This is a genomic window from Rapidithrix thailandica (genome assembly GCF_039710355.1).
Classification (GTDB): domain Bacteria; phylum Bacteroidota; class Bacteroidia; order Cytophagales; family Flammeovirgaceae; genus Rapidithrix; species Rapidithrix thailandica.
Window position 1 is genome coordinate 522,396 of sequence record NZ_JBDKWZ010000002.1, and the last position, 20,380, is coordinate 542,775.

At 38.5% G+C, this 20,380-nt stretch carries 29 protein-coding genes and 2 pseudogenes; all 31 read left to right on the forward strand.

Going from position 1 to position 20,380, the window contains the following annotated elements; genetic code table 11:
- Positions 1-114: 114 nt before the first annotated feature.
- Entirely contained in the window at positions 115-4,383 is a 4,269-nt protein-coding gene (locus tag AAG747_RS05605; protein ID WP_346820154.1) for an RHS repeat-associated core domain-containing protein, read from the forward strand.
- 9 nt (positions 4,384-4,392) lie between these two features.
- Entirely contained in the window at positions 4,393-4,884 is a 492-nt protein-coding gene (locus tag AAG747_RS05610) for a hypothetical protein (protein WP_346820155.1), read from the forward strand.
- A 50-nt stretch (positions 4,885-4,934) separates the two neighbouring features.
- A complete protein-coding gene (locus AAG747_RS05615; RefSeq protein ID WP_346820156.1) occupies positions 4,935-5,216 on the forward strand; it encodes an RHS repeat domain-containing protein in 282 nt (93 codons plus the stop codon).
- 81 nt (positions 5,217-5,297) lie between these two features.
- A complete protein-coding gene (locus tag AAG747_RS05620; protein ID WP_346820157.1) occupies positions 5,298-5,645 on the forward strand; it encodes a hypothetical protein in 348 nt (115 codons plus the stop codon).
- A 13-nt stretch (positions 5,646-5,658) separates the two neighbouring features.
- Positions 5,659-6,168, forward strand: a complete 510-nt coding sequence (locus AAG747_RS05625; RefSeq protein WP_346820158.1) for a hypothetical protein — start codon at positions 5,659-5,661, stop codon at positions 6,166-6,168.
- Positions 6,169-6,398: 230 nt separating this feature from the next.
- Complete coding sequence (locus AAG747_RS05630) at positions 6,399-7,031, forward strand: RHS repeat domain-containing protein (protein ID WP_346820159.1); 633 nt, start codon at positions 6,399-6,401, stop codon at positions 7,029-7,031.
- A 1-nt stretch (position 7,032) separates the two neighbouring features.
- On the forward strand, positions 7,033-7,470 hold the full coding sequence (locus AAG747_RS05635; protein WP_346820160.1) for a hypothetical protein: 438 nt from the start codon (positions 7,033-7,035) through the stop codon (positions 7,468-7,470).
- A gap of 306 nt (positions 7,471-7,776) precedes the next feature.
- On the forward strand, positions 7,777-8,019 hold the full coding sequence (locus AAG747_RS05640) for an RHS domain-containing protein (RefSeq protein ID WP_346820161.1): 243 nt from the start codon (positions 7,777-7,779) through the stop codon (positions 8,017-8,019).
- Between the two features lie 109 nt (positions 8,020-8,128).
- Positions 8,129-8,977 (forward strand): metallophosphoesterase, encoded by an 849-nt coding sequence (locus AAG747_RS05645; RefSeq protein ID WP_346820162.1) that lies wholly within the window; start codon positions 8,129-8,131, stop codon positions 8,975-8,977.
- A gap of 55 nt (positions 8,978-9,032) precedes the next feature.
- Positions 9,033-9,452: a hypothetical protein gene (locus tag AAG747_RS05650; RefSeq protein ID WP_346820163.1), complete on the forward strand. Its 420-nt coding sequence runs from the start codon at positions 9,033-9,035 to the stop codon at positions 9,450-9,452.
- Positions 9,453-9,492: 40 nt separating this feature from the next.
- A complete protein-coding gene (locus tag AAG747_RS05655) occupies positions 9,493-9,906 on the forward strand; it encodes a hypothetical protein (RefSeq protein WP_346820164.1) in 414 nt (137 codons plus the stop codon).
- A 14-nt stretch (positions 9,907-9,920) separates the two neighbouring features.
- Positions 9,921-10,601 (forward strand): annotated as a pseudogene (locus AAG747_RS05660) (RHS repeat domain-containing protein); the annotation flags it as partial.
- Positions 10,602-10,610: 9 nt separating this feature from the next.
- On the forward strand, positions 10,611-10,946 hold the full coding sequence (locus AAG747_RS05665; RefSeq protein WP_346820166.1) for a hypothetical protein: 336 nt from the start codon (positions 10,611-10,613) through the stop codon (positions 10,944-10,946).
- A gap of 325 nt (positions 10,947-11,271) precedes the next feature.
- Entirely contained in the window at positions 11,272-11,568 is a 297-nt protein-coding gene (locus tag AAG747_RS05670; RefSeq protein ID WP_346820167.1) for a hypothetical protein, read from the forward strand.
- Positions 11,550-11,948 carry a hypothetical protein gene (locus AAG747_RS05675; RefSeq protein WP_346820168.1) on the forward strand — a complete coding sequence of 133 codons (399 nt, stop codon included), beginning with the start codon at positions 11,550-11,552 and terminating at the stop codon, positions 11,946-11,948. The genes AAG747_RS05670 and AAG747_RS05675 overlap by 19 nt, the downstream gene beginning before the upstream one ends.
- A 107-nt stretch (positions 11,949-12,055) precedes the next feature.
- Positions 12,056-12,253, forward strand: a complete 198-nt coding sequence (locus AAG747_RS05680) for an RHS domain-containing protein (RefSeq protein ID WP_346820169.1) — start codon at positions 12,056-12,058, stop codon at positions 12,251-12,253.
- A gap of 12 nt (positions 12,254-12,265) precedes the next feature.
- Positions 12,266-12,409, forward strand: a pseudogene (locus tag AAG747_RS05685) (RHS repeat-associated core domain-containing protein); the annotation flags it as partial.
- 9 nt (positions 12,410-12,418) lie between these two features.
- Positions 12,419-12,727 (forward strand): hypothetical protein, encoded by a 309-nt coding sequence (locus AAG747_RS05690; protein WP_346820170.1) that lies wholly within the window; start codon positions 12,419-12,421, stop codon positions 12,725-12,727.
- 40 nt (positions 12,728-12,767) lie between these two features.
- Positions 12,768-13,268: a CPCC family cysteine-rich protein gene (locus AAG747_RS05695; protein ID WP_346820171.1), complete on the forward strand. Its 501-nt coding sequence runs from the start codon at positions 12,768-12,770 to the stop codon at positions 13,266-13,268.
- Positions 13,269-13,645: 377 nt separating this feature from the next.
- Positions 13,646-14,341: an RHS repeat domain-containing protein gene (locus AAG747_RS05700; protein WP_488168882.1), complete on the forward strand. Its 696-nt coding sequence runs from the start codon at positions 13,646-13,648 to the stop codon at positions 14,339-14,341.
- Positions 14,341-14,829, forward strand: a complete 489-nt coding sequence (locus tag AAG747_RS05705; RefSeq protein WP_346820173.1) for a hypothetical protein — start codon at positions 14,341-14,343, stop codon at positions 14,827-14,829. Before AAG747_RS05700 ends, AAG747_RS05705 begins: the two co-directional genes overlap by 1 nt.
- A gap of 192 nt (positions 14,830-15,021) precedes the next feature.
- Positions 15,022-15,723 carry an HNH/ENDO VII family nuclease gene (locus AAG747_RS05710; RefSeq protein WP_488168883.1) on the forward strand — a complete coding sequence of 234 codons (702 nt, stop codon included), beginning with the start codon at positions 15,022-15,024 and terminating at the stop codon, positions 15,721-15,723.
- A gap of 18 nt (positions 15,724-15,741) precedes the next feature.
- Positions 15,742-16,191 (forward strand): SMI1/KNR4 family protein, encoded by a 450-nt coding sequence (locus tag AAG747_RS05715; RefSeq protein ID WP_346820175.1) that lies wholly within the window; start codon positions 15,742-15,744, stop codon positions 16,189-16,191.
- 213 nt (positions 16,192-16,404) lie between these two features.
- A complete protein-coding gene (locus AAG747_RS05720; protein ID WP_346820176.1) occupies positions 16,405-16,695 on the forward strand; it encodes a hypothetical protein in 291 nt (96 codons plus the stop codon).
- 135 nt (positions 16,696-16,830) lie between these two features.
- Positions 16,831-17,487, forward strand: coding sequence for an RHS repeat-associated core domain-containing protein (locus tag AAG747_RS05725; protein WP_346820177.1), 657 nt, complete (start codon positions 16,831-16,833; stop codon positions 17,485-17,487).
- Positions 17,487-18,002, forward strand: coding sequence for a hypothetical protein (locus tag AAG747_RS05730; RefSeq protein ID WP_346820178.1), 516 nt, complete (start codon positions 17,487-17,489; stop codon positions 18,000-18,002). The genes AAG747_RS05725 and AAG747_RS05730 overlap by 1 nt, the downstream gene beginning before the upstream one ends.
- Positions 18,003-18,147: 145 nt before the next feature.
- Positions 18,148-18,273, forward strand: a complete 126-nt coding sequence (locus tag AAG747_RS05735) for a hypothetical protein (RefSeq protein ID WP_346820179.1) — start codon at positions 18,148-18,150, stop codon at positions 18,271-18,273.
- A 114-nt stretch (positions 18,274-18,387) separates the two neighbouring features.
- On the forward strand, positions 18,388-18,660 hold the full coding sequence (locus AAG747_RS05740) for a hypothetical protein (protein WP_346820180.1): 273 nt from the start codon (positions 18,388-18,390) through the stop codon (positions 18,658-18,660).
- 235 nt (positions 18,661-18,895) lie between these two features.
- Positions 18,896-19,522, forward strand: a complete 627-nt coding sequence (locus tag AAG747_RS05745; RefSeq protein WP_346820181.1) for an RHS repeat domain-containing protein — start codon at positions 18,896-18,898, stop codon at positions 19,520-19,522.
- Between the two features lie 72 nt (positions 19,523-19,594).
- Positions 19,595-20,035, forward strand: a complete 441-nt coding sequence (locus AAG747_RS05750; protein ID WP_346820182.1) for a hypothetical protein — start codon at positions 19,595-19,597, stop codon at positions 20,033-20,035.
- Positions 20,036-20,199: 164 nt separating this feature from the next.
- The coding region (locus tag AAG747_RS05755; protein WP_346820188.1) for a transposase at positions 20,200-20,380 on the forward strand (181 nt) is incomplete at its 3' end.

Sequence of the window (20,380 nt, forward strand, 5' to 3'; positions counted from 1 at the left end):
TTGGGATACCTTCCTAGACTTATTTATCCGAAATGTATTAAACCGACAAAAGCTACAGGGTCATCTTTTTTTGTCCCGGAGGGCTGTTTTGTATAATCCCTGATTTCAACCACTATGTTACTAGCCAGCAACCACTTTACCCCTATCATAGGGCTGGATATCCATTTTACGGCTACTCCGCCCAACAACCCTTTTCATCCTTTTATCGGCATCCTGATGGACCCCATGGATTACATCCCCTTTCTGGGTTCCAACGTTCAGATCAACGGTCTCAAACGGGGCAATACGGACACCATGGGCATGCTGGTTACCTTTCAGCATATCCCTTTGTTCAACCCGCCTTTTGTCATGGAACCGGCCATCGGCCACGAGAGCCTCAACTTTTTCGGCAGCCAGACGGTCTTTGCCGAAGGCTCCCGGCTCAGTCCCAAAGGCCATATGGTGATGAGTTGCAACGACATCGGCATTCCCTTTTCGGTGACACCTGGCAAGGACAAGTTCCGGAAGCTGGTACCCACCCGGTATGCTCCCACGTCCTTCTCTTTGCCCATTCCCACTGGGCCTCCGGTCATCGTGGGCGGGCCCTATGTGCCGGACATCGAAGGCTTGATCACCGGGCTGATCACCAGCTTTGGTCTGGGCGCTTTGATGAAAGGGGCCAAAAATGGAATGACCCGGCTCAACGGCCTGTTGAAAAATAAAAAAGCGCCCAAGAAACTCACCGATGCCCTCTGTTGGTTGGGTTTTGAGCCGATCAACCTGATCACCGGGGCGGTGGTTTACGAAGGCAAGGATTTTGAATTGCCCGGACCGGTGCCTTTGTCCTGGGACCGGGCCTGGTATTCGGACACCGAATACGAAGGCTGGTTGGGGCACGGGGTGCATCATGCCCTGGACCGTTGTGTAGAACTTTACCCGGAGGAGGGAAATTTAGGCCTGCGGATGGAGGATGGCCGCCTGGTGGGCTTTCCGCTGCTGGACTACGGGGAGGAATTCTATTCCCGTCAGGAAAAACTCACTTTGAAACGCTTGGGCAACGGTCGTTTTCAGATGATAGACCATAATAGTGCTCTTACGTATCATTTTGAAGGATTTAACGGTTCGGATCGTTACCGATTGACGCGGATTGAAACCCCGGCGGGCAAAGCGCTGAGTTTGCATTTGAACGGGGACCGCTTGACGGGGATCACCGACAGCGCGGGCCGGGAATTGGAAGTGGACAGCGATGCGAAAGGACGGATCACCGAAATCCGGTTGAATGAATCCACCTTGGTGGGCTATCGCTACGATACGGAGGGAAATATGGCAGGCATCCTCGACTCCTTGGGGCAGGAAACCGTCATGGAATACCAAGAGCATTTGCTGGTGAAAAAGACCGACCGGAACGGCCAGGCCTTTTACTGGGAATACGATAACGAATCCCGTTGTGTACACACCTGGGGAGACGGAGGCTATCAAGAAGGTTGGTTTGACTACCATACCGAAGAGGGCTATAACCTCATCACCGATGCCAACGGGGCCACTACTACCTATCACTATACCCCGGAAGGGCTGGTGACTCAGGTAAAAGACCCTCTGGGCAACAGCCGCTTTTTGCAGTATACGGAGTTTATGGAGCTGTACCGGGAGATTGACGAGGCGGGTAATTTGACAGGCTACACCTATGACGAGCGGGGCAACCGTACGGGCATTGTTTATCCGGACGGCACCGAAGAGGGTTTTGTCTACGATGAAGAAGACCGTTTGATCCTGGCCAGTGATGCCGAAGGCCAATGCCGTACCTACAGTTATGTGGACGGAAAGCCGCATTTGCTCGGCAGCGTAGTAGAGCCGGACAACAGCTATACGATGTTTGAATACGATGAAGAGGATTTGTTGGTAGAAGTGCGGCAGAACGGACAAAAGAGCCTCCTGGCTTACGATGAACAACAGAACCTGGTAAGCTTTACCGATGCGATGGGGCACTCGACCCGTTGGGTGTACGATGATTGGGGCCGTGTGCGGGCGGTACAAGCCGAAGGGCAGAGCCAGCAACAGTTTAACTACGATGCCTTGGGCCGGGTGGTAGGCATTCAGGGAGCGGATAAAAACCAGACCCAACTGCGGTACAATGCCTATGACGAGGTGATCGAAGCCCTGGACAAACACCATCATGTGCGCTTTGAATACACACCAATGGGCAGCTTGAAGATGCGGGAGGAAAACGGCAAGAAGGTGTTTTTCGACTACGACAAGATGGAGCAATTGCTCAGGATCGAGAACGAACGGCAAGAGCGGTACCGCTTTACCCGAAACCTGAAGGGGGACATTATCGAGGAAGAGGGTTTTGACGGCTTGACGAGACGGTATGACCGTGATGGCGCGGGCAAGGTGTTGAAAGTACAACGGCCGGGCAAACGCTTTTCGGAATACGAATACGATGCCTTGGGGCGGATCAGCCGGGTGGACCACCAGGACGGTAGCTGGGAGACCTATGGCTACAACAAGAACGGGCAGCTGGTAGAGGCCCGCACAGAGAAGAACGCGATCTCGATCGAACGGGATGCCTTGGGTAGAGTGATCCGGGAGGTACAGACCTCGGGCTTGCCGGGAGAAGAGGGCTACGAAGTGCTCAGTACCTACAACCGGGACGGACAGCGCACACAGATCACCTCCTCTTTGGGAGCCGATATTCAAAACAACTACGATGTTCTGGGCAGAAGAACCGGAACCACAGCCCGGGTCCAAACAGAGGAAGAAGGCGAGGCAAAAACCTGGGAGGCAAAGTTACAACACAATGCCTTGGGGCAGGAAATAGAGCGGGAGCTGACCGGAGGAATCACCTCCACCTTTACCTATGACGAGGCGGGCCGCCCGACCTCCCAACGGGTGAAGCGGGGCTTTCACGACAACCGGCACTACCGCTACCATTGGGATGCCAACCACCGTTTGAAAGAGACGCTGAATGCCTTGACCCAGGGCAAGATCCAATATGCCTACGATGCCTTTGGCAACCTGGCTTCGGCAAAGTACCAGGACGGCAGCTACGATTACAAGTTGCCCGATGAGGTGGGCAACCTCTACAAAGACCCGAAAAAGCAAGAGGTCTACGGAAAGGGCGGCAAGTTGCTCAAAGACCGGGACTGGTACTACCAATACGATGAGGAGGGCAACCTGATCCGTAAAACCAAAGAGGAAGTGTCTTTGGAATCTCAGGAACCCCAAACAAAAAAAGAAGTGCCTCCATCGAAATTCAGTTTGTTTCTGGACGAAAAGGAATGGGGAGCGCCCGAAGAGACGCGGAAGAAACGCTATACCCAGGCGGAAAAAGAGGCGTATTTGCAGAACAAAGCCCGGCAAGGATCCGGTGCACCCCGTTGGAAACACGGGGACTGGTACTACACCTGGCAGGCCAACGGGATGTTGCAAAGTGTAAAGCGTCCGGACGGCACGGAGATCTCTTTCGAATACGATGCCTTGGGTAGAAGAACGGCCAAACTCAACCATGCTACCGAAGAGATCACTAGGTTTGTATGGGACGGGAACGTACCTTTGCACGAGTGGCGTTATGCCCTGAAAGACCGGCCGCAGACGGTGGCCGATGAGCTGGGAATACTCAGCTTGGACAAAGCCGAACCGGTAGAAAACCTGATCACCTGGGTCTTTGACGAAGGCAGTTTTGTGCCAAGCGCCAAGATCGTGGAAGGGGAAACCTATTCCATCGTCTCGGATTATTTGGGTACACCATGCCTGATGTACAACCATGTAGGCAACCTGGTCTGGCAAGCCGAACTGGACATCTATGGAAAGATCCGAACCCTGGAAAGAGGCTCAATTCAAGACTGCCCCTTCCGTTACCAAGGGCAGTACGAGGATTCGGAGACAGGCTTGTACTATAACCGCTTCCGGTACTATTCGCCTGAATCAGGGACGTATATTTCACAGGATCCTATTGGGTTGATGGGGAACAATCCGAATATTTATGCTTATACTAAGGATAGTAATGCTTGGGTGGATGTTTTAGGACTGAATGAAATTGTTCCGACTGACTTAGTAGCTTTTGGAAATTCTACAACACCAAGGGCCCCTAGGGTAAAAGATGTGGCAGATGCAATGGAAGGAGATATAATTAAATCACAAAAGTATGTTCAGTGGCCTAAAGGGGCTTCTACTTTTAATAGCCCAGATAATGCTCCACTTTCTGGTCATTACCATGTTTTCACTAAAGGAACGTCACTCCCAAGTGGCTTAGCAATTAAAGCAGATGGGGTGGATGTTGGCGGCCCAATGAGAAAAGGACATCATACCATTTACAATATAGAGGATATGAGTTATGAAGAATTTAAAGCAAAGTTTAGTGAAATTCAATCTCACTATGGAGGCAAAAAAGCAAAATGTACATAATATAAAAGCATGAAAAAACAATCAATTGAGTGGAAGGAACTTTTAAGCAAGGAAGAAGAATTAAGTAGCTTAAGATATAATTATTTTAAATTGGATACTGAATTGATTTTAAAAGATATAAAAGTGTCTTTTAAGACAAATGACAGATTGCCAATTGTCTTAAGTATCCTTGAAAAAATGAGTGACCAAATAAAACGAAACTTAATAGATGAATTAGTTTTCACTGCTGTAAATGGGCCTGCAAGTTATTTAGGTGCAGCTAAAGATATTATTTTAAATTTGGATAAAGATTGGCTAAACATGAATATATCCAGCTCTATTGATAAAGTACTGAATGCAAATATTGAACATGATTACCTAGATTATGTATACAGAAATATCGCAGACTTACTGAATGATCTCCACTTTAAAAGTAAATTAATAGAATTTATCACTAAATACTGTAAGCATAGTAAAGACCAAGATATAATAGAAATCTATACAGATTTCAGCTCTAATTAAGCTATTCAAAGTTACCAGTTTTACAAAAAAAGCCCACGAAGAAGAGATTCATGGGCTTTTTTATATCTCCTCCCTCCACCAAAATCATCCAAGAAGGTGTGTACAGCATTGTCACCGATTACATCAACAAACCCATTGCTGCCTACAACGGAGTGTGGAACCTCGTCTGGGAGGTGGAATACGATATTTACGGCAATATCCGCAGCCAAACCAAAGGAGCAGCGCATTTTATCCCTTTCCGGAACCAAGGACAGTACGAAGATGTAGAGACAGGCTTGTACTACAACCGTTTTAGGTATTACGATGGAAACAGTGGGATGTATATTTCCTAGGATCCGATTGGACTACTCGGAAACTCTTCAAATTTTTATGCTTATGCACTTGATATAAATTATGAGGTTGATGTTTTTGGGTTGGACTGTTTAAAACCAGAAAGAGGGTATCTTAGAGGAAAGGCTCATGGTATAAATTGGCAAAAGAGTGATGCTATAAAAAGAGCAAGTAAACCACCATATAGACCTCAAGGAAAATGGAGGAATAAAAAAGATTTAGAGTATGCAGGAAAACAAGCAGCAACTCTTTCTCCTGAAGATGGATTTAAAGATTTTCCTATAAACCCAGACCATAAAAGTATAGTATACTATAAAGATGGTTCAGAGTCCATACCAGATATGATCAGAGTAAGAAATAATGGAAACGGAACATTTCATGGCTTTCCTATAGATTCTAAAACAGCAGAACCAATTAGAAATAAAGAATAAATGACTTTAAATTATGTTCTATATTGAATTAAAAAAAGATATACTGTTAGGTCATTATGATAGTGAAGATGAAAGTGTAAGTGAAGCGGTTTTTTCAATTTATCCAGATTATGAAAATTATGAATTTATTATTCATTTAAATAATGATTTAAAACTGTTACTTGATTTTAGAGGGGATATGAGTGAAATATATAATGATGTGATTAAAATGATGAGGGCGATTAACCATGGAGACGGTATGATTAAAATTAATTTTTTATCAAGCTCTTTTTCTGCAATTTGGCATATTGAAATCAAAAGTGATGATATTAAAATAATCCCACAATGGACGACAGCAAATTTAGAGTTTAAAGGCAAGAAAGTTACACCTGATAAGTATCATAAATTTGAATCTCCGATAATCATAACAAAAGCTTTGTTATTAAGTGAATGGAACAAACTATTGGAAGAAATTAAAAATGATTTATTAAAAGTAGGATACCCTCATAACTTAAAAGGGTTTGATTATTTAATGAATCTCTAAAGTCAAAATACATTAATGAGCTGTATAGCCAACTTTGGTGTATTACAATTGCAATACAGTCATTACAGTGGACTTCGAAAGTAGGAGTAGCAATTTTAGCCAAAGTTGACTTGCTCTAAAGTTTATCAAAAAATCCCATGAATCATTATTTATGGGATTTTTTATATCCTCATTTTACCATGTAGATAACCTATTCCATCGTATCGAATTATTTAGGTACTCCATGCCTGATGTACAACCACGTAGGCAATCTGGTTTGGCAAGCCGAATTGGACATCTATGGAAAAATCCGAACCCTAGAAAGAGGCTCGATTCAAGATTGTCCCTTCCGTTACCAAGGCCAGTACGAGGATGTAGAGACGGGATTGTATTATAACCGTTTTAGGTATTACTCGCCTGAATCAGGGACGTATATTTCACAGGACCCGATTGGCTTGGCGGGGAATAATCCGAATATTTATGCTTATGTATGGGATAGTAATGCTTGGATTGACCCGTTTGGGTTGTCAGAAGGTGTATATGCTGAAATGCAATCATATATTTTTACTGATGCATGGATGAAAGGTCCTCATGCTAATATCATGGGACCAAAAGGAAAGTTAGCAGAAGCTTTTTTGCAAGTTAATAACGGAAAATTAAACTGGGTTTTAAAGCATGATAGTAATGTTCCTAAGAAGCTTAGAAAGCAAGTAAATAAAGTTGTTGAAAAAATGATTGATGATGATGCTATAATGCAGATAGCTAAAGAACAGACAGATAAAATAATTAAAGATTTAGAAAATCAATCAACTAAGAATATGAAAGATGTAGCTAAACGGAACCTTCCAAGGTTTAAAGAGATGTTGAAATTATTCTGTAAATAAAATGAAAATAGATATTAATAAAATAATTGATACAGGTAAGGTATTTGAATTATCAAAAAAATCCTCAATAGAAGAGTTCTATCAAAAACATAAACTGATAGAGAAGAGGAATTCTTATGATGATGGCAGTTTTTATAGTGTTTTATTAGGATGGAATGAGTTCTTTTTTGAAAATGACAAGCTTACATCAGTGAATATAGATATTAGTAATACAAAAATTGTATTTACAAATTCTAAGAATACAATAAAATATAATTCTAAGTTAAATAAAGTTATTTCGTATCTGAATTTAACAAATAAAGAATGGGCTTTTTATTCCCCATATTGTTTTACACATCAATTATGTATTAAATCAAATAATGTTTATTTCTTTTTTATGAATTCAGATGAAAAAAGGATGAGGTTGAATAAGATAAAAATATCATGGGATGATTTGTAATTTGTGTTCTTATAATGAGAAGTAATAAAAGTTAAATAAACCACGGTGTATGCTGTGGTTTATTCTTACGAAGAAGCTTGTTTGGTTTTAAGATCTCTTAAACACATATCAATAAGGTTCAATACATAGTTTCTATTTTCATCAGGGAGGTTAGCGATATTTTCAATGCGTTATACACTCTCAAGTTATAAAACCTAACAAATAAGTCATTTCTTTCATTTACCAACGATGCCTTAGGTAGGCATATAAATCAAGCAACAACCAAAAAACTATTTAATCACTTGGGGCTTTGAGGAAGGGAGTTTTGTGCCCTCCACCAAAATCACCCAAGGGGATGTGTACAGCATTGTCACCGATTCCATCGGCAAACCCATTGCTGCCTACAATGGAGTAGGAAACCTCGTCTGGGAGGTGGAATACGATATTTATGGCAATATCCGCAGTCAAACCAAAGGAGAGCAACACTTCATTCCTTTCCGGAACCAAGGACAACATCTAGTTATTATCGAGGAGACTCTTCTTTCTTTGCTAGAATTGATACTGATATGAGATAGTATTTCATTTTTTTTAAAAGGCCTGAATCTTTGTAAAAAGGGTGAATCATTATCATAATGGAAGGAAATATAACTACTTTTAGCAGCCAACAAAATCACCCAATATGCGCATCGCTATTTTTGCAGACCTTCATGGAAAACTATTACTCCCGTTTAAACTGGTGGATTTGTATCAACAGGAGACTGGGGAAAAAGTGGATTTGATTTTACAATGCGGGGATTTAGGAGCCTATCCCAATTTGAAGGCGTTGGATAAGGCCACCCTGAAACATGCCCGGTACGACCGGGATGAATTGGGTTTTTATGAGGATTTTGCCCAAGAAAAGGCGGCCATCAAGGCCTATCTCCAACAGCTCGATTTGCATATGATTTGTGTTCGGGGAAATCATGAAGACCACGACTACCTGGATGTCTTAGAACAAAAAAGTGGTAAGGCTTCACGGTTTCCCATAGATGTCTACCAAAGGGTATGGGTGTGCAAAACAGGTCATATTCAAACCTTTCGAAAGGGGGATAAACAATTGAGCTTTGTGGGGATCGGAAGGATTGGTGACCGAAAAAGACGGACGGCAAAACGCTTTATCCAGGAGTATGAACGGAAACAATTAGCATCCCTGTTCCAAACAAATGAACACTTTGATATTTTGCTCTCGCATGACAAAGACGATATGAGTCAACGGGGGTATGGAATGCCCGAAATCCGTCACACACTGGACCAGGTGATTTTTCATTACCATTTTTATGGACATACGGGCGAACCCTTTCAATGCCAGATAGACAGCAACGGCATCACGACTTCGTGTAAAATTAAGGAATTGGAATTTTCAGAGGACGGCACTTTACCGGAAGGATGCATGATCATTCTCCACCAAACAAAGAAAGAGGACTGGGAGCTAACAGTGGTACCATCATCCCTGACAGATAAATTAACCAAAACTCATTGGAAAGACTGATGTTCGTTTTATCCCCCCCTTCACCCAACTTAAAATAAACAGCTATTTAAATAATATGGATTGGACTGGTAAATTTTATGGATTTTACTCTGATAAACCTATAGAAGAGGTATTTAGAGAATTGAAAAATCAAGCCTATACTATGGGCTATCAATATGATCTCATTCAGGAAGAAGATGGTGAAAGTTTGTTTTTTTATAAAAACCAAGAAATGCTTGACTATCAATTAGAGCATGGATACAATACAGACCTTCATGATCAAGGTTGTTTTTCAGTAGAAGCAAAGTTAACTAAATTGAAGGGTATAGCAACTTTGTTTGAATTTGAGGGTAGGTCAAATTTCGAACCACTTGATATTAATTTGATGCTCCACATTGTATATTATTATAATTTAGTTATACCAGACTTTATTGAAGACTCAGTGTTTTCCAAAAAGATTCATAATATCTTTTCTGAAATACTACTTAAAGAGTAAATGTTCCCAGGCATACGTTACTGAAACAGCTATCATTTACATGAATACATTTTACCTTACTCCCCAACAAACAGAAGAGGTTGTATGCAAAGACTCAGAAGCCCTCATTGAGAAGTTTTTATCTGAAAATGTTGATTTTTTTGAAGTTAATTTTTGGGGACTGTATCAATGTAAAATCCACACGGAAGATGATATTATGTTTTTAGCGGAAGCTTGTGAAGAGCTCTTCACTGAAAGAAAAGAAATTAAACACTACGTTTTTTTGGATGATGGAGCTGTTGTTATAGAAGCAAATTCGACTGATGAAATCAATGTACAGGTCACTATTAAATTAACTCCCACTTTAAATATTAAAGATTTACACATAGAAACTATAAGAATGTCTATTAAAGACTATATGCTTTCATGGAAATACTTAGCATATCAAATATCAGAATTTATTAATAAACCGTAAAAGGAGAAACCTATTCCATCGTATTGGATTATTTGGGTACTCCATGCCTGATGTACAACCACGTAGGTAACCTGGTCTGGCAAGCCGAACTGGACATTTATGGAAAGATCCGAACTTTAGAAAGAGGTTCTCCTCAAGATTGCCCCTTCCGTTACCAAGGGCAGTACGAAGATGTAGAGACGGGTTTGTACTACAACCGTTTTCGGTACTATTCGCCTGAATCGGGAGCGTATATTTCGCAGGATCCGATTGGCTTGGCGGGAAACAATCCGAATATCTATGCTTATACACATGATAATAATGTGTGGATTGACCCTTGGGGGTTAAGTGGTAAAATAGGTAATCCATTACCTGGTGGGGAAAAAATATTTAGAATTGGCTCCAGTGTTGATTTAAAGCCAGCCGAGGCTGCATTAAAGCCAGCAGGAATATCTGTAATTAGAGCAAGTAGCGCAGAGGAAGCAGGCCAAATAATGAAGAAAGCTTTTCCAAAAGCAACTAACCTTCATAAAGTAATTGACTCTGGAGATATAATGGAAGCAACTGTCGATAATATTAGGAAAGTAGGATATGATGTTGTTGAAAATCCAACAAATAAATTTGGAGACGCTCACGCTAGACTTATTCACCCAGAAGGTGCTGATACATTTGATAGAGATACAGGTAAACTAAAAAAAGCATTTAAATGTTCATAAGGATTAATAATGAAAAGAGATTATATTATATCAAAAAAAAACAACACCATTATTGCAGTGATTGAGATTCAGTCCATTGATAATGATAAGGTTGGTTATAAGGCAAAACTAATTGAGAATCATTTTCCAAAAGAACTACTGTCACTTATTGGGGAATTCCATAAAACTGTGGATTCATTAGAGTTCTCATTGTTAGATAGTATTGAAAGCCGTATTCAGGCATATCAATTATATCTTAGGGATTTGAATTTGAAAATATTTGATTTATTAATCGAAGGTCAGAACATTTCATTTTATTCAAAATATCCTACAGCAAATGGTTTCATTGACAATTACCCAGAATGAGTAGATGGGGTGTAAGGCAAAAGTGGATAATCATTCGTGGTTATCCACTTTTGCCTGTTGTAACCCAATGTTTATGAGCAGTAAGCAGCCCTTGCCTTAGAATCTCTTAGAAAAAGTATCAAAGCTTAAGCTCTCAATATCGTTATTATAAGAAGCATGACCACTTGGGTCTTTGACGAAGGGAGTTTTGTGCCAAATACGAAGATCAAATAAGGAAAACCTATCCCAACGCCTCGTGCTATTTGGGTACACTTTGCTGTAACATAGAAGACTAAGCGATGACTTTCCCCGATGGAGGTTTTATGTCCAAAGCAATAGCGTTAGAATGATGATAAAATTAAATTGGATCATAGAAAGTTTCAGTGTAGTCAATGAAATATCCTTGACTGTGGAGGATATCGCTTTAAACAAAAACTTAGTGGGTTCTTTTGACTATTTGGGAATGGAAGGGTATGATAATTTTTTAATGGATCCTAACACCCATGAAATCGTATATCTTGGCTTAGGAGTTCCTCAAAATTTCCTCCTTGAAAAGAGCTTTTTTGAAACTCGTAAAGTTCATTTTGATAAGAAACCACTTGAACAACTTTTCCTGAAAAAAAAGTGTTTTTTGAGGAATTAAGTTTTTCAATATTGGACTTAAAAAGTAAGCAATTAATCGCTTTATCCTCTAAATACGAAGATGCCTATCAGGTATATAGAATTCAAGAAAATTTATCATTGTTATTTGACACGCATGGGCATTACCAAGGTTTTATTTTAGAAAATGCGACTGAGTTCATAAAGGGGTATCAACTCAAAAAAACAGATACGGAATTTGAACGGCTTCTCATCGCTACCTTATCACTTATAAATAGTGAGACCTTTGAAAAAATGGAGCAAGAAGATGCAGGTGTTTTTCAAGAATTAAAAGCACTCGAATCTCAGTGTGTAAAGATTAAAGATGACCGGGTTGATGGCTTGCTTACTTTAATTGATAACTGCTTTTATGCCTATTACTAAAAGCTAAACACTTAGGGTGGTTTGATGGGAAGGCAGCAGACAATAGTTTAATGAGCTAAAAATATCTTATTCTAAAGTTTATCAAAAAAGTCTATGAGTCATTATTCATGGGCTTTTTTATATCTCCTCCCTCCACCAAAATCACCCAAGAAGGTGTGTACAGCATTGTCACCGATTCCATCGGCAAACCCATTGCCGCCTACAACGGAGTGGGGAATCTTGTTTGGGAGGTGGAATACGATATTTACGGCAATATCCGCAGCCAAACCAAAGGAGAGCAACACTTCATTCCTTTCCGGAACTAGGGGCAGTACGAAGATGTAGAAACGGGCTTATACTACAATCGTTTTAGGTACTATTCGCCTGAATCAGGGGCGTATATTTCGCAGGATCCGATTGGGTTAGCGGGGAACAATCCGAATATTTATGCTTATGCACTTGATAGCAATTCCTGGGTTGATCCGTTAGGCTTGATTAACTGGAAAGATTTTAATCCTGTTAAAGATCCCAATGGTCTTACTGGTTTACAAAGGCACTATCAAAAGCACGTTATAAAACAACAAGAGTTCGGTGATATTTCACAAAACGAATATTTGAAAAAGGCCAAAGCCTTTGGAAAAGAAACTGGGGGAATAATAGGAGAAGTAGATGAAGGTAATTTCAAAATTAAGCACAACCCAGAAACAGGAGAAGTGTTTATAGGGCACACAAAAAACGTGAAATTAGAACTTACTACATTGATGATGGACGTAGCAAAGACCCTCTTGGAGATGCGGTAGATTTAGCGAAAAAAACAGGATGTAAATAAATCAAACGGAAATGAGGATTGAAATAAGCAGAAAAGATGCAATCAGGTTGATTCAGGATTATCACCTTCTGCATTTAACTATTGATGAACGTGGGGATATTTTACTTTCTAATGGAATTGAAGTAACTGACGAGGACGACAAGTGGTTGTTTGATGAAATTTTAAAGGAAAAATATAATGAAACCATAAGAGAAAACTTTAACTATAATACACTGGTAAGGAACGAATATATTGAACTTCAGGTACAGGCTTTATTCAACAAAGAAGTGTCCGTAAAAGATTCTGGTAAGGAGTTGGATGGGAAGTCTGCCCATGCATGTGTGTGCTGTGGATACAAGACATCTTTTGATAGAGAGTTTCACAATATCTGTCCAGTATGTTTTTGGCAAGATGATTTTACAGAAGGGGACGAATACAGCTCCCCCAACCGTAGTTCCCTTAATGATTTTCGAGAACATTTTTTTTCAAATACAGATACTGACAGTGAAATTTTTAAGAAATTTCATAAATAACAGTTAAAATATACTTCAACACCAGTAAGGAAAATTCAGGTATGGAGTAGCAAAGAAGAAGTAGCCACTTACTAAAGACAACAAAGACAAAGTGGGTAGTCATCCTTGATTATCCACTTTTGTTTTGTAAAGCATATCCGAAGAAAGAACATCCTGTATCTTATATAAACATATAGAATTTCTATTTAGAATAAGCTGTCCTAGCCTTTGCATCCCTGATTAAACCGTATTTTACCTGCCAAAAAATCAAGATTGACCCTAAAGCATCAGCTAGTTGTGTAGCCATCTCAATTGATCAAGAATATTAAAAAATTCTAATCACTTGGGTCTTTAACGAAGGCAGTTTTGTGCCTTCCACCAAAATCACCCAAGAAGGTGTGTACAGCATTGTCTCCGATTACATAGGCAAACCCATTGCCGCCTACAACGGAGTCGGAAACCTTGTATGGGAGGTGGAATACGATATTTACGGCAATATTCGCAGCCAAACCAAAGGAGAGCAACACTTCATTCCTTTCCGGAACCAGGGACAGTACGAAGATGTAGAGCTGGATGGCTTAATGTACAATCGTTTCCGCTATTACGATGGAAACAGTGGGACGTATATTTCGCAGGATCCGATTGGGTTAGCGGGGAACAATCCGAATATTTATGCTTATGTCAGCGATAGCAATGTTTGGGTGGATCCTTTTGGCTTGGATTGTACTAAAGGCAAAGTAGGAAAAGTTACATATGAAAATTTTGAAAGAAAGCCAGGAGTGTTTTCTAGGTTAGTAAAGAACTTTAAAGATTTCCAATACATTGGTAGATATAATATTTCAAAGTATAAAGCAAAATTTAGAACAAGTAAATTTTATGAAAAAGAAGATCTCACATATATAAGCCATTACTTTGATGGTGTTGATACTAAAGGCAATAAAGTAACAATTGAAATAGCTAATCAAGGTCACCCCGCATCTAGAGGAGGCATAGAGCCTGCCCACGTTAAAGTTCAAATTAAAGGAGATTCAGGGGTTGTGCACAATTCAAAATATTTTCTAGAAGCTGATAAATATAGAATTATAGAAAAATAATGATGACATATACAGAAGTTGATTTTGCGCATTTTGAAAAAATACTCACAAACATATTGAAAATTGATCCCAGTCTATTTGATATTCACCCTAAAACTAAGAACTATAAGAGAATCATTCCATTTAGACAGATTTTTCAAAACAATGGGATCAAAATTTCCTACATCAATGCTGAAATTGATTATGAAGATTGTAGTGACTTAAAAGTTGGTTTAAGTAAAATGCTAACTAATTTGTTTGGAGAGGTAAATCAATTTGATCATTTACTGATTTACCGGTCTGATTCGATGACTACAAATAAGGATATTGCACTCATACTGAAGACCCATGATTTAACCCATTTTCTTTCCAATTCATATAAAGAGTGTTATACTTCCAAATACATTTTTGATGTCACAATGGATGATATATATTTTTATAATTTGGATAATGGAATGTTTTATGGATACGAACATCCAGGTGTTTTATATACAGCAGATCTAAATTGACTTAAAACTGGCTACTTTCTTTTAAACAAAACAAATGTGAGATAAATTATTTACTTTCACTATAATGGTATAACGATTAGGAGAGTCATTTAACTAAAAAAATCTTGTTCTAGAGTTGATCAAATAAATCCCATGAATAACTCATGGGATTTATTATATTCTCCTCATTCTACCATCTAGATAACCGATTACATCGGCAAACCCATTGCCGCCTACAACGGAGTCGGAAACCTTGTCTGGGAGGTGGAATACGATATTTACGGCAATATCCGCAGCCAAACCAAAGGAGAGCAACATTTTATTCCCTTCCGGAACCAGGGGCAGTACGAGGATGTAGAGACAGGCTTGTACTACAACCGTTTCCGGTACTATTCACCTGAATCGGGAGCGTATATCAGTCAGGATCCGATTGGGTTAGCGGGGAATAATCCGAATATTTATGCTTATACACATGATAGTAATACTTGGATAGATCCATTTGGGTTAAGTAAATTTAATCCCATTGAAATATTTGGCCGTAAGGTATATCAAAATACAACAGACTTTGTTACAGGAGTACCAAATTTTGTTGACCCTGTAGTAGGAAAAACAAACCCTTATGCTCAAGCAATTTTGGATAATGGTGGATCAAACTTAGATTTAATGAAAAAGGGATACGCTCCTATAGGTACGGATGGTAAACAAATAAATTTACATCATATAATAGGAATAGAACCTGGGCCCATGATAGAATTATTAGAAGATACCCATCAAAAATATAGTGAAACAATTCATGCTATAATTGAAGATGGAAGAAGTTTTAGAAAGAATAAAAAATTAAAAAGGGCTTATGAGAGATTTAGGAAAAAATATTGGAAACAAAGAGCTAAAGGTTTCAAAGTAAGTTGTCGTTAAATATATGTTTTTTACATTATGAAATATTTAGATAGACTTAAGGCTAGTAATGAATTTAGTTATTGGAACGGGGCTGATAAAAATGATATTTCCAAGGTGGAAGAGACTTTAAATGTTAAACTTCCAGATGCTTACAAGCTATTTTTATCGGAATGTGGGATGTGTAACTTTGGAGATACGAACATTTTAGGAATTGCTAAAAGTGATAATAAAACAACTTTTCCAGTTATGGAAATGACTCTAGTATTAAGAAAAGATTCACATTTGCAAAATGAGTATATTGTACTTCAATATGATGTGGGTGAATTTGTAGTTTTATACAATGTTTCTGATAGGAAAGTTTATGAGGCAGATGTTTTCTATGATTCAGAAAAGCAAGTAAAAATTGGAAAAATAGAGGAAGGGTTTTCTTCATTTGATGATTTTTTTGATGACTTTATATTACTTAGTGAGGAGGGTGATTTTTAAGGGAGATACTATCCCGCAAATTATGTAAGGTTTAAACTATTGGGAGGTGATACTCTCGATAGTTTTTGGTAAATAGCCATTTTTTAGTCAAGAGTTGACCTTCTATGAGGTTTTATCTGAAACTTTTTTCACCCTATAACCTCTCCAAAACTCTTAAGAAGAACATTAACTTAGGGGTCAATTTTGCTGACCTAACACATGATTCTTTTTCATATGAAAAACATTCCGGAAAGTTTATTAAGTACATCTGCTTTATTGACTGAATCATTCCCTAATGGAATAACTCAGGATGAATATAAAGCATTGATTTTTATACTTTATGAACACATGTCTGATAGAAACTTAAGTGAAGTATTATCATTTTTTGTTGATAAAGACAAGATTGTAATTTCAAATGATATACCCAAACATTGTACTGGACAGGGGCTTCAACTAGAAATGATAAAAAATGTGCAAGAAAACTTAAACAGGCATGGATTTCAAGAATGGATTGATGAAGATTAAGCTCAAATTCTAAGCAGGATAACAAACATTACCAACTAACCAAAAACTGAACATTTCAATTTAGCCAAAGAGATATATTTCTTTGGCTAAATTATTTTAGGAGAAACCTATTCCATCGTATCGGATCCATGCCTGATGTACAACCACGTAGGCAATCTGGTCTGGCAAGCCGAATTGGACATCTATGGAAAGATCCGAACTTTAGAAAGAGGTTCTCCTCAAGATTGCCCCTTCCGTTACCAAGGCCAGTACGAGGATGTAGAGACGGGATTGTATTACAATCGTTTTAGGTATTACTCGCCTGAATCAGGAACGTATATTTCGCAGGATCCGATTCGACTAAAAGGGAATAACCCGAATATTTATGCGTATGTCAGTGATAGTAATGTTTGGGTGGATGTTTTTGGGTTGTCAGAAACTTTCTTTAGAACAATTTCAAGAGAACATGCAGATATTTTAGAATCAACGGGTAAATTGCCCGCAACAAAAGAAACGTTTACCTCCCCAACTAAAGTTTTTTCCGATGGATATGAGGGTGTTACTTATGAATTTACAATGAAAGATGGAACCACAGCCGAGCTAGAGAAAATAGGTGTTCGAGATAATTCTAGATTGACCAGAAGGAAGTACCTTGATATGCCAGAAGTGAAACCTGGATGGACACAAAACCATGCCTATTTTAAGCAGGAGGGGCCAAAGGGGAGAAAACAAATTAATATTGGTCTGGGAAAAGGAAAAGGGTTAGACATTTTTAATAAGAATATTGACTCTTTCAAAAAAACATGTAACTAATGGTTAGTGAAATTGAAATGGCATTGCTTGAACAGTTTGCTTTTGGAGAAATAGGAGAACAAGATTTTATAGAAAGTTATCCAGTGAACTTATTAAATAATAAAAACTATTTGATTAACCTTATTGAGGTTATGATAAAAAACAAAGATGCAGACAATCTGAGCTTGTTACTTGATGTTATCGCTTCTTTATCTTTGTATAAAGATTATGATATTCAATCTGTTTATAGGAAATTAATAAAAGTAAATTGGCACCAAATGCACGAAGAACTAGTCGATTCATTAGATAAGTCTGCTGTTAATGAAGACTATTTTATCTATGTTTTGAATAGTTTATATGATTATCATAAAGATGGTGTAGAGGATTTTATGGTACCAATATGGAGTAAGTGTTTATGGAGTTTATATAAAATAAAGACTCGAAAATCAATTGATATGATAAAACAGTATGTTAATTCAGAGTATGAGTACCTTCGAGAAACATCAAAAAAAAATCTTTCTAAATTGAATGAGTAAATTATCAAAAATACTCTACCGAGATTATGAAAACAGCTTACCTTAAGAAGGGAAACATATAATTGGTTCAAAAACATCAGAAGTAAGCATTGTATATCCGGCGTATAGAACTTCTATAGCTAAATTTAAAGATCGGCCGCAGACAGTGGCCGATGAGCTGGGGATGCTCAGTCCGGACAAAGCCGAACCGGTAGAAAACCTAAAGACGGTAGAATGGTCACAAGGAATACTCGAACTAACACACTTTCTAATGGAAATGGAAGAGTTATAGAACTACAACGAAGAGCTGCCGACCCTAATAGTAAAATTACAAATGACATATTAATACCTGTAGTAAATCGCACTCCTGATATGGATATGTTTTTTGACCTTTAAAGCAATTACAATGAAACAGTTACCAGAAACTAATTTAGTATATGAACTTATGTACCTTGCTTTCATCGATATTAGGGAAGAGGCCGTGAGAACAAATAATAAAGTATCCTATTGTTTGTCTGATTTATTCCATGGAATTCCAGGAATAATTTTAAAGCAACTTGAAGAAGGAAATATTGATTACAGTAAGGTTATGGATGCAATTCGAGAAAAAGCAAAAGAAAATGGTTCTGAAAAGTGGTTACAACACAACATTTCCGAGTTGAGGAATAACTTTCAATAGAATAGTGGAGGTGAAAAGAAAAAGTAGACACTTTTTAGAAACAGCAAAGACAAAGTGGGTGGTCATCCTTGATTATCCACTTTTCTTTTTGTCTGTTGTAAGCCAATGTTAATGAGCCGTAAGCAGCCCTTGCCTTAGAATCTCTTAGAGAGGTATCAAAGCTCAAGCTCTCAATATCCTTAGTATCGTTATCATAAGAAGCATGATCACTTGAGTCTTTGACGAAGACAGTTTTGTGCCGAGTGCGAAGATCGTAAAAGGAGAAACCTATTCCATCGTTTCAGACTATTTGGGTACACCATGCCTGATGTACAACCACATAGGTAATCTGGTCTGGCAAGCCGAACTGGACATCTATGGTAAGATCCGAACCCTGGAAAGAGGCTCTCTTCAGGACTGCCCGTTCCGTTACCAAGGCCAGTACGAGGATGCAGAGACAGGCTTGTATTACAATCGTTTCCGGTACTATTCGCCTGAATCAGGGACGTATATTTCACAGGATCCGATTGGACTAAAAGGGAACAATCCGAATATTTATGCTTACGTGTGGAATGCAAATTACCAAGTAGATGTATTTGGTCTTGCTGTCGGCGACCGGAATAATATTCCAAGAATTGAACAGGGTAATTTGAAAGAAGGGTGGGAACATATAGATGCGAGACATATTACTGGAAACCACCCTAATGGAACAGGTGATTTATTTGAGCCTGGAACATCAAGACAAAATCTTGAAAACGCTGCAAGAAAAATTATTAAAAAAGGGAAAAGGGTTACTGTTGATATTACAAGACGAATGCAAACATTTGAAATGAAAATTAAAATCCAAGGAAATAAAAAAAGAACTAGTTCGAATGACAGTTGACTCTTTTGATGGTAATAGAGTGATTACAATGTTTCCAGCAAGAGGAGGATGTCATTAAAATTATAAAGTAAAATGATAAATATAACATTTGAATTAAATTTGATTGATGAAGATATTTCAGACTTTGAATTAGGAAATATCTCATTTAATGTAAATGGTGATCAGATTTCAAGCAAAGGAAATAATCCTGATCAAAGTTTTATGATTTTTATATCCTTAGTGGACTTGTTAGATGGCATACAAGACTATATGAAGAATCAAAAAAGACAAAAAAAATATGTCTTTAAAGCCTCTGACTCCTCATTTGATGTGCTCTTTGAAATAAAAAAAAGTGATATTTATATTAAGTACCAAAAACAAACATTAAAAGAAAAATTAAATATTTTTCTTTACGAATTATACAATTCTTCAAATGCTTTTTATAAAGAACATTTAGCCTTAATAACAGACAAAAGTGGAGTTTTTCAGGACTTAGAAAAAAGTCTATCAAGATTTAAAAAATTAATTAAATAAAATCTAAGTACATGACAAAAATAAGCAGAGGGCTTTTTTAATCATATTATTGATATTATTTAAAATGATTATCCGTAAAGCTGCCACCCCGTAAATAAGATACGGTCAGTTGATTGATATTAGTCTAAAAAAACCAGACTGATATGGATAGCATTACAGCATTTATGGAGAATTACAATAGTGAGCAGGCATGTCGGGAGAAGTTCAAGGCGGTACGTGAAAAAGCAGGCATCACTTGTAAAGGTTGCGGAGGGCATGCACATTATTGGCTGAAAGGTAAACAAATGTGGCAATGTAAGTTTTGCTCTTTCCGGACCAGCCTACGCAGTGGTACCCTCATGGAGT

What these genes read in the sequence shown, in the direction of transcription:
- AAG747_RS05615 (WP_346820156.1), top strand. Translation starts at nt 4,935, where the DNA reads ATGGGCTTTTTTATATCTCCTCCCTCCACCAAAATCATCCAAGAAGGT.
- AAG747_RS05715 (WP_346820175.1), top strand. Translation starts at nt 15,742, where the DNA reads ATGAAATATTTAGATAGACTTAAGGCTAGTAATGAATTTAGTTATTGG.
- AAG747_RS05740 (WP_346820180.1), top strand. Translation starts at nt 18,388, where the DNA reads ATGAAACAGTTACCAGAAACTAATTTAGTATATGAACTTATGTACCTT.
- AAG747_RS05655 (WP_346820164.1), top strand. Translation starts at nt 9,493, where the DNA reads ATGAATACATTTTACCTTACTCCCCAACAAACAGAAGAGGTTGTATGC.
- AAG747_RS05645 (WP_346820162.1), top strand. Translation starts at nt 8,129, where the DNA reads ATGCGCATCGCTATTTTTGCAGACCTTCATGGAAAACTATTACTCCCG.
- AAG747_RS05730 (WP_346820178.1), top strand. Translation starts at nt 17,487, where the DNA reads ATGGTTAGTGAAATTGAAATGGCATTGCTTGAACAGTTTGCTTTTGGA.
- AAG747_RS05610 (WP_346820155.1), top strand. Translation starts at nt 4,393, where the DNA reads ATGAAAAAACAATCAATTGAGTGGAAGGAACTTTTAAGCAAGGAAGAA.
- AAG747_RS05670 (WP_346820167.1), top strand. Translation starts at nt 11,272, where the DNA reads ATGATGATAAAATTAAATTGGATCATAGAAAGTTTCAGTGTAGTCAAT.
- AAG747_RS05725 (WP_346820177.1), top strand. Translation starts at nt 16,831, where the DNA reads ATGTACAACCACGTAGGCAATCTGGTCTGGCAAGCCGAATTGGACATC.
- AAG747_RS05750 (WP_346820182.1), top strand. Translation starts at nt 19,595, where the DNA reads ATGATAAATATAACATTTGAATTAAATTTGATTGATGAAGATATTTCA.
- AAG747_RS05625 (WP_346820158.1), top strand. Translation starts at nt 5,659, where the DNA reads ATGTTCTATATTGAATTAAAAAAAGATATACTGTTAGGTCATTATGAT.
- AAG747_RS05680 (WP_346820169.1), top strand. Translation starts at nt 12,056, where the DNA reads ATGGGCTTTTTTATATCTCCTCCCTCCACCAAAATCACCCAAGAAGGT.
- AAG747_RS05650 (WP_346820163.1), top strand. Translation starts at nt 9,033, where the DNA reads ATGGATTGGACTGGTAAATTTTATGGATTTTACTCTGATAAACCTATA.
- AAG747_RS05720 (WP_346820176.1), top strand. Translation starts at nt 16,405, where the DNA reads ATGAAAAACATTCCGGAAAGTTTATTAAGTACATCTGCTTTATTGACT.
- AAG747_RS05695 (WP_346820171.1), top strand. Translation starts at nt 12,768, where the DNA reads ATGAGGATTGAAATAAGCAGAAAAGATGCAATCAGGTTGATTCAGGAT.
- AAG747_RS05705 (WP_346820173.1), top strand. Translation starts at nt 14,341, where the DNA reads ATGATGACATATACAGAAGTTGATTTTGCGCATTTTGAAAAAATACTC.
- AAG747_RS05665 (WP_346820166.1), top strand. Translation starts at nt 10,611, where the DNA reads ATGAAAAGAGATTATATTATATCAAAAAAAAACAACACCATTATTGCA.
- AAG747_RS05635 (WP_346820160.1), top strand. Translation starts at nt 7,033, where the DNA reads ATGAAAATAGATATTAATAAAATAATTGATACAGGTAAGGTATTTGAA.
- AAG747_RS05630 (WP_346820159.1), top strand. Translation starts at nt 6,399, where the DNA reads ATGTACAACCACGTAGGCAATCTGGTTTGGCAAGCCGAATTGGACATC.
- AAG747_RS05605 (WP_346820154.1), top strand. Translation starts at nt 115, where the DNA reads ATGTTACTAGCCAGCAACCACTTTACCCCTATCATAGGGCTGGATATC.